We start from the raw sequence: 2,638 nt of genomic DNA, 5'->3' as shown, positions 1-2,638 counted from the left end.
CCAGGTTCGCGCCATGACACGGCGGCGGCGCTCAAGAACTGGGCACTCGACCAGATGCCGATCGTCCTCGGGATCTACGACCGCGAGAAGCGCATGGTGGGAGGCAACGAGGAAGCGCAGCGCGTCATAGCCGCGCGGGAAGAGGCGGTACTTGGACTCCGTCCGGGGGAGATCTTCCCCAGCCTTATCGCCGACCAGGTCGAACAACTGATGACGCAGGTGATCCGCACGGGGGAACGGTCGACTCTGGAAATGGTCACCCCGCTGCCTGGCGAGAGCCATGCGCACGCCTGGTCGGTCTTCCTCTACCCGGTGAAGGATCCCGTAGGCACGGTGCGGGGGGTGTCGACAGCAGCCCTCGACACCACCACGCAGTACCGGGCCAGGCAGCGGCTGGCCGTCGTGAACGCGGCCAGCGTCCGCATCGGAACCACGCTGGACACGGTGCGGACCGCCCAGGAGCTGGCGGACGTGGCCACCGAGCAGTTCGCCGACTTCGTCAGCGTCGACCTGCTCGACTCCGCCGTCGGTGACAACGAGGCGGATCCGCGCCGGGCCACCGCAGGCGTGCTCCTCCGCCGTGCCGCACAGCAGTCCGTGCTGGATGGCTGCCCGGAGTCCGCGGTCGAGCCGGGAAAGACAGAGCGCTACGGCGAGGACTCGCCCATGGCCCGTGCCCTGGTCACCGGCAGGCCGTCGCGGTACGCGATCGACAACCCCGACATTCAGGCGTGGTTGGAGCATGACACGGCGCGTGCACGCAGTGCCCCCGCGTACGGGATCCATTCCCTCATCGTGGTACCGCTGCTCGCCCGCGGGACGACCCTCGGGCTCGCGGTGTTCCTGCGGCACCGCACCCCCGACCTGTTCGACACCGATGACCTGCTTCTCGCCGAGGAGATCACGGCCAGAGCGGCCCTGTGCATCGACAACGCCCGCCGCTACACCCACGAGCGCAACACCGTGCTGGCCCTGCAGCGGAGCATGTTGCCGCAGCGCACGTCCCCGCATGTGGCGGTGGCGGTAGCCTCCCGCCATCCGTCGGTCGCCTCCCGCCATCCGTCGGCCGGCTCCGGCTCCGGGGCCGGTGTGGGCGGTGACTGGTTCGACGTCGTCCCGCTGTCCGGAGGCAGGGTTGCCCTCGTGGTGGGCAACGTGGTCGGGCACGGCATCCAGGCGTTGGCCACCATGGGACGCCTGCGCCTGGCGGTCCGCACCCTCGCCGATATGGACATGCCGCCCGACGAGCTGCTCACGCATCTCGACGACCTCGTCCTGCGTCTGGCCGACCGAGCCGACCGGGAAGAAGGCCCAGGAGCCGAGGAGATGCAGACAGCAGCGGCCGGGGAGATCGGCGCCACCTGCCTGTATGCGGTCTACGACCCGCTCTTCCGCCGCTGCACGCTCGCTCGTGCCGGCCACCCCGTGTCCGCCGTCGTCGCCCCGGACGGCACGGTTGACTTCCCCGAACTGCCCGCCGGCCCCCCGCTGGGCCTCGGTGGCCTGCCCTTCGAGTCCGTCGAGCTGGAGCTGCCCGACGGCAGCCTGATCGCCCTGTTCACCAACGGTCTGATCGAGTCCGGCGAATCCGGTGCCGACGCCGGATTCGACCGGCTGAGCCGTGCCCTGACCGCCAGCGGCGGCACGTCCTCCCTGGAGCAGATCTGCGACAACGTGCTGGATGCGCTGCTGCCCGGCGGTGTCCCCTCCGACGACGTCGCCGTACTCCTCGCCCGTACCCAGGGCATGGACGCCTCCCAGGTCGCCATCTGGGACCTGCCCGCGGACCCGGCGGTGGTGGCCCAGGCCCGTCAGATGGCCACCGACCAGCTCGCCGCCTGGGGGCTGGAGGAGGCCTCCTTCGTCACCGAGCTCGTGGTCAGCGAACTGGTCACCAACGCCATCCGCCACGCCGTCGCGCCCATCCAGCTCCGGCTGATCCACGAGAGGAGTCTCATCTGCGAGGTCTCCGATGCCAGCAGCACCGCACCTCACCTGCGCCGCGCCCGCGTCTTCGACGAGGGCGGCCGCGGCCTGCTCCTCGTCGCCCAGCTCACCCAACGGTGGGGCACCCGCCACACCCCACACGGCAAAATCATCTGGGCCGAGCAGCCATTCCCGACCGGCCACTGACCGCTCCCGACGGGCCGCCGCCGGTCGAGGAGGGACTGTCCGGCGCAGCAGGCTCGCAGGCGGTAATGCGCGCTCCGCCTCCACGGTGAGGCGACGCACTGCTATGGCTGACCGCCGACCACCACCAAGGCGTATGTCCAGGGTAGGGCTGACCGGCGATCGGTCCCCAGATGGTCCCAACGCCCGCCCGGGTTGATCGACTGACCTGGCACCATGGAGACGCGAAAAAGACTGTTGACCAGGACCTATAGCCCTGTTCAGCAGCCTCGCTCCAGCGTCGGGACGACAGGATTTGAACCTGCGACCCCCAGACCCCCAGTCTGGTGCGCTACCAAGCTGCGCCACGTCCCGTACGTCGACCACGTTACCTTATGATCCCGCCGGCGTGGCAGGCACCCCGGCCGGTCGTCGCGGATGCCCTCCGCCGGCCGTCCGCCATGTCGGGGAAGCATGGGCCGTCGGTCCCGCCGCTGGTGAAGGCCGGCACCGACCGGCAGCAGGAAGC

General features: G+C 70.2%; 1 protein-coding gene and 1 tRNA gene. One reads left to right on the top strand and one right to left on the bottom strand.

Features of this window, described 5'->3' with window-relative positions:
- Nucleotides 1-2,133: SpoIIE family protein phosphatase (locus AC5LUJ_RS22935; protein WP_493465741.1), on the top strand; the 2,133-nt coding region annotated here is incomplete at its 5' end.
- Nucleotides 2,134-2,410: 277 nt separating this feature from the next.
- On the opposite strand, the gene AC5LUJ_RS22930 is transcribed toward AC5LUJ_RS22935, so the two are convergent.
- Nucleotides 2,411-2,484: transfer RNA gene (locus AC5LUJ_RS22930), tRNA-Pro, on the bottom strand.
- Between the last annotated feature and the right edge of the window lie 154 nt (nucleotides 2,485-2,638).

It is taken from the genome of Protofrankia sp. CiP1_Cm_nod3 (genome assembly GCF_982290655.1).
This window is presented reverse-complemented; position numbering and strand designations above follow the sequence as displayed.